General features: G+C 66.3%; 3 protein-coding genes. 1 reads left to right on the top strand and 2 read right to left on the bottom strand.

What is annotated here, in order from left to right; genetic code table 11:
* Positions 1-249: exopolysaccharide production repressor exox (locus tag EOA27_RS27430; RefSeq protein ID WP_245491173.1), on the top strand; the 249-nt coding region annotated here is incomplete at its 5' end.
* Here EOA27_RS27430 and EOA27_RS27425 read toward each other — a convergent pair.
* Both EOA27_RS27425 and EOA27_RS27415 read right to left on the bottom strand, forming a co-directional pair.
* Positions 223-2,118: an ABC transporter ATP-binding protein gene (locus EOA27_RS27425; protein ID WP_127249355.1), complete on the bottom strand. Its 1,896-nt coding sequence runs from the start codon at positions 2,116-2,118 to the stop codon at positions 223-225. The genes EOA27_RS27430 and EOA27_RS27425 overlap by 27 nt on opposite strands.
* Before the next feature lie 830 nt (positions 2,119-2,948).
* Positions 2,949-3,628 (bottom strand): asparagine synthase-related protein (locus tag EOA27_RS27415; RefSeq protein WP_245491172.1); only part of this gene is annotated, 680 nt, incomplete at its 5' end.

Raw genomic sequence — 3,628 nt, 5'->3', positions numbered from 1 at the left:
GGCATGATGTTCGCGCTGGCGATCGTCATCGGCTGGTCTTATTTCGACGGCGCGTCGGCGGGCACCATCCTCTTGCGTGCCATCGTTTGCGCCGTGATCATCCAGGCAGGCTATTTCCTTCTGGTCTTTGCCATGATCGGCAGGGCAACGCCGACTTCGGCCGACAAGATCCGCGAAGCCGACCGCGGGGCAATCCTGAACAAGGTCGCCGACGGCGAAAAGCTAAGCGCCAGACGCAGCCTCCACTGACCGTTCGACCGGCGCCGGGACCAATCCGGCCTCGGCCGGGGGCGCGCTGTCGCGCTCGGCCTGCTCGCCCGACAGCATCCTGGCCAGCCGGCTGCCGGCTTTTGCCTTCAGCCGCCGGTATTGTCCGACCTCGACGATGCGCCCGTTCTCGATGGCCACGACCCAGTCGGCGAAGGCGATCATCGACGGCCGATGCGCGATGGTCAAAATTGTCATGCGGCCGCGCAAAGCCTCGATCGATTGCGCGATCAGCGACTGGTTCTGCCAGTCGAGCGCGCTCGTCGCCTCGTCGAGGATGAGCAGCGACGGCTTGCGCAGCAGCGCCCGCGCCAAGGCGATGCGCTGCCGCTCGCCGCCGGAGAGCCGGACACCGCGGTCGCCCACCACCGTATCGAGCCGCGATGCCAGCCGTTCCACGAAATCGGCCGCATGGGCGTTGCGCAGGGCCGCCCATAGCTCCTCGTCGCTGACCCCAGGCGCGGCAAGACGAAGATTGGCGGCGATCGTGTCATGCAGCAGGAACACATCCTGCGGTACATAGGCAACCTGATCGCGCCACGCCCTGCGATTCTGCGCGGTGATTTCCACGCCGTCGGCCAGGATCCGGCCGCTGGTGGGTTCGAGCAGACCGAGGAGCATGTCGGCGATCGTGCTCTTGCCGGAGCCGGAAGGGCCGATCAGCGCCGTCACCTTGCCGGCGGGCAGGTCGAAGGTGATATCGCTGACCACCGGTCTTGCGTCACCCTCGCCATAGGCGAACGATGCCTCGCGGATGTTGAGGCCGGTCTCGAGCGACAGTCTCGCGCCTCGTTCGGCCATGCCTTGGGTCGGTTCGCGCTCGGCGTCGAAGCGGGCCTGAAGGGCTTGCATCGAAGCGTAGGCCGGCAGGTTGATCAGCACCTGCTGGGTTTGAAGCTGCATGTCCATGAAGCGCGGCGCCACCCGCATGAAGACCAGGAGCAGCACGACGATCTCGGCAAGCGAAAGGTGGAAGCGGACCAGCGCGGTGTAGATGAAGAGGCTGAGCCCGATCACGCTCGCCATCTGGAACAGGGCGGTGCCGAGCGAAGAGTTGCGCACGAAGGCTATGTTGTCGGCCTTCATCCTGTCCAGCGTCGCGCCGAGCTCGGCGAAATAGCTCGCCTCGACATTGAGGCTCTTGGCGACCTTGATGCCGCCGAGGAACTCGGAGACCGTGCGATACTGGTCCTGGCGGTTGCCGGTCAGCGTGCGGCCATAGGCGCTGGCGCGTGCCCGGAACGGCTGCAGCGCAACCAGCAGAATCAGGCCGATGAGGATGGCGAAGGACGTCATCACCGGCGAGATGAACAGTGAGACCACGAGATAGCCGGTGAGAAGCAATGTCGCCTGGGTGAGCATCAGCAGCGAGAAGGCAGCCACCTGCACCCGGTCGACGTCGCCGTTCAGCGCGTGGTCGAGATCGGAGCTGCGGATGCGGGTGAAAACACCCCAGCGCGCCCGGCCGATGCTCTCGAACAGGTTCATGCGCACGCGGTTGACGAAATCGTAGAGCAGCCGCGCCATGTAGACCGACTTGAAGCGGTTGAAAATCGCCTGCAGCGCCACCAGCGCGACAAGCAGGCACAGCACCGTCGCCAGCGACAGCGTTCCGCCGGGCACCAGCCAATGCAAGGCTTCCGGCAGTGGAACTGCGTAATCCTGTTCGGCCCTGCCGATTAGGCGCAGCAGCGGGACGAGCAGCAGGATCGAGATGCCTTCGGTGAGGCTGCCCAGGATCAGGAAGGTCAGCGCCGTCGCGGTGCGTCGCCCGCCGACATGCGCCATCATGGCGCCGAAGCCGGTGATGTCCCGCAACAGCGACAGGCGAAGCTTCGAGGGCCAGCTCATGTCCCGGCTCACCTTGTCCCGGACGCCAGGTCGGTATCGATCGCGGCGACCGCTTCGTCGATCCGGTCGAGTCCGGCCGGCACTTCCAGCCGGCTGACGCCGACCCGCCCGGCGATCATCAAATTCTCCTATATCACGCGGTTCGGCCGCAAATCCGTCACGCAGCCGATGCTGCGCCTTGTCGATCTGCGGATGCACCTGCGGGCGCACCTCCGCCTGCTCGAGGCGAATGGCGCCGGCCGCGTCCGCCGCAAGCTTGAGCTGCGGGAATCCGGGCAGGATCATCGGCCGGTCCGGGTCGGACAAATCCAGCGCCACGACATCGTCGGTGAGCAGTCGATGGCCGGCGCGGATCATCGCGCCTGCCGTGGTCGATTTGCCGGCGCCCTTGTCGCCCATGAAGATCACGCTTTTGCCGTCGACTTCAATGGCGCTGGCATGCAGGACGAGCAGCCCGCGCTGATGCAGGGCGAGCGCCATCACCGGCCCGAGCAGCGGAAAGGCGAGCAGCGGATCGTCGACCCCTGGTGCCGGATCGACATCGATGCGGTTGACGCCGCTGATCAAGAACGTGCCGACCGCCTGCCAGGAAAGATACTGGCGCGTCGGCTCAAAACGGAAGGCGGTGGCACGCTGGGACGCCGCGCCGGGAAAATCGACCCGCCCCACCGCGATCTCCAGATCCGGTGTCGCCGGGCGCGTCGGCTCCAGCTCAGGCAAGGCCACTTCGGAGCCGATCACCAGCCCGTAGGCCTTGTAGAAACGGCGGACACGTCCGCTCGCCGCCGCCGTTTGCGGCTCGGATCGCGCAAGGGAAGCGATCGGAAGGTTCATGCGGGGTTTCCCTCAACTTGCCGCAGCCACAGCGACAGCGAAACCGCGCGCCAGACATGCTGGACGTCCGGCAGGGTCGCCTGCTCGGGCTGGCGCAGCATCCGGTCATAGACCGCGGCCACTGCAGGCAGGTTCACATAGGGTGCGATCCGCTCGCTGTCCGATATAAGCAGCCTGTCCAGAAGCTCGCGGTGATTGCCGAGCATGCCATTGACCAGGTTGGTGGTGAAATCGATCTTGTCGCGCCGCCATTGCACGGCCGGCGGCAGAACGCCTTGCATGGCCCGGCGCAGCACATGGCGGCCAAAACCGTCCTTGAGCTTTTCCTCGCCGGGCAGCGCCAGGCAGAATTCGACGAGCGGCTTGTCCCAGAACGGATAGCGCGGCTCGACGCCGAAATTGGCGGCGGCCTTGTCGAGCACTTCGAAAGCGTGCGGCACCAGCCCGGTCGACAGAAGCCAGCGATGCGTCAGCGCTTCGCTGGCGCTGACGGCGGCGGGCATGTAGCCGCTGCGATGAAAGCGCTCGGTAAGATCGGTGCGCCCGGCAAGACCCGGATTGACCAGACCCGCCCAGGCGGCGCGTGGCGCCTGCGCCGGCCCGCGCCGCACCTTGCGGACAAGGCGTTTGGCCGCTGCCCTCATCCTGGCGATTCGCCAGGCCGGCCCATAGATGG

The sequence above is a fragment of the Mesorhizobium sp. M2A.F.Ca.ET.037.01.1.1 genome (genome assembly GCF_003998075.1).
In the GTDB taxonomy this organism is placed as follows: Bacteria; Pseudomonadota; Alphaproteobacteria; order Rhizobiales; family Rhizobiaceae; genus Mesorhizobium.
This window is presented reverse-complemented; position numbering and strand designations above follow the sequence as displayed.

Coding starts and splice junctions, on each gene's coding strand:
- EOA27_RS27425 (WP_127249355.1), bottom strand. CDS start 2,118: ATGAGCTGGCCCTCGAAGCTTCGCCTGTCGCTGTTGCGGGACATCACC.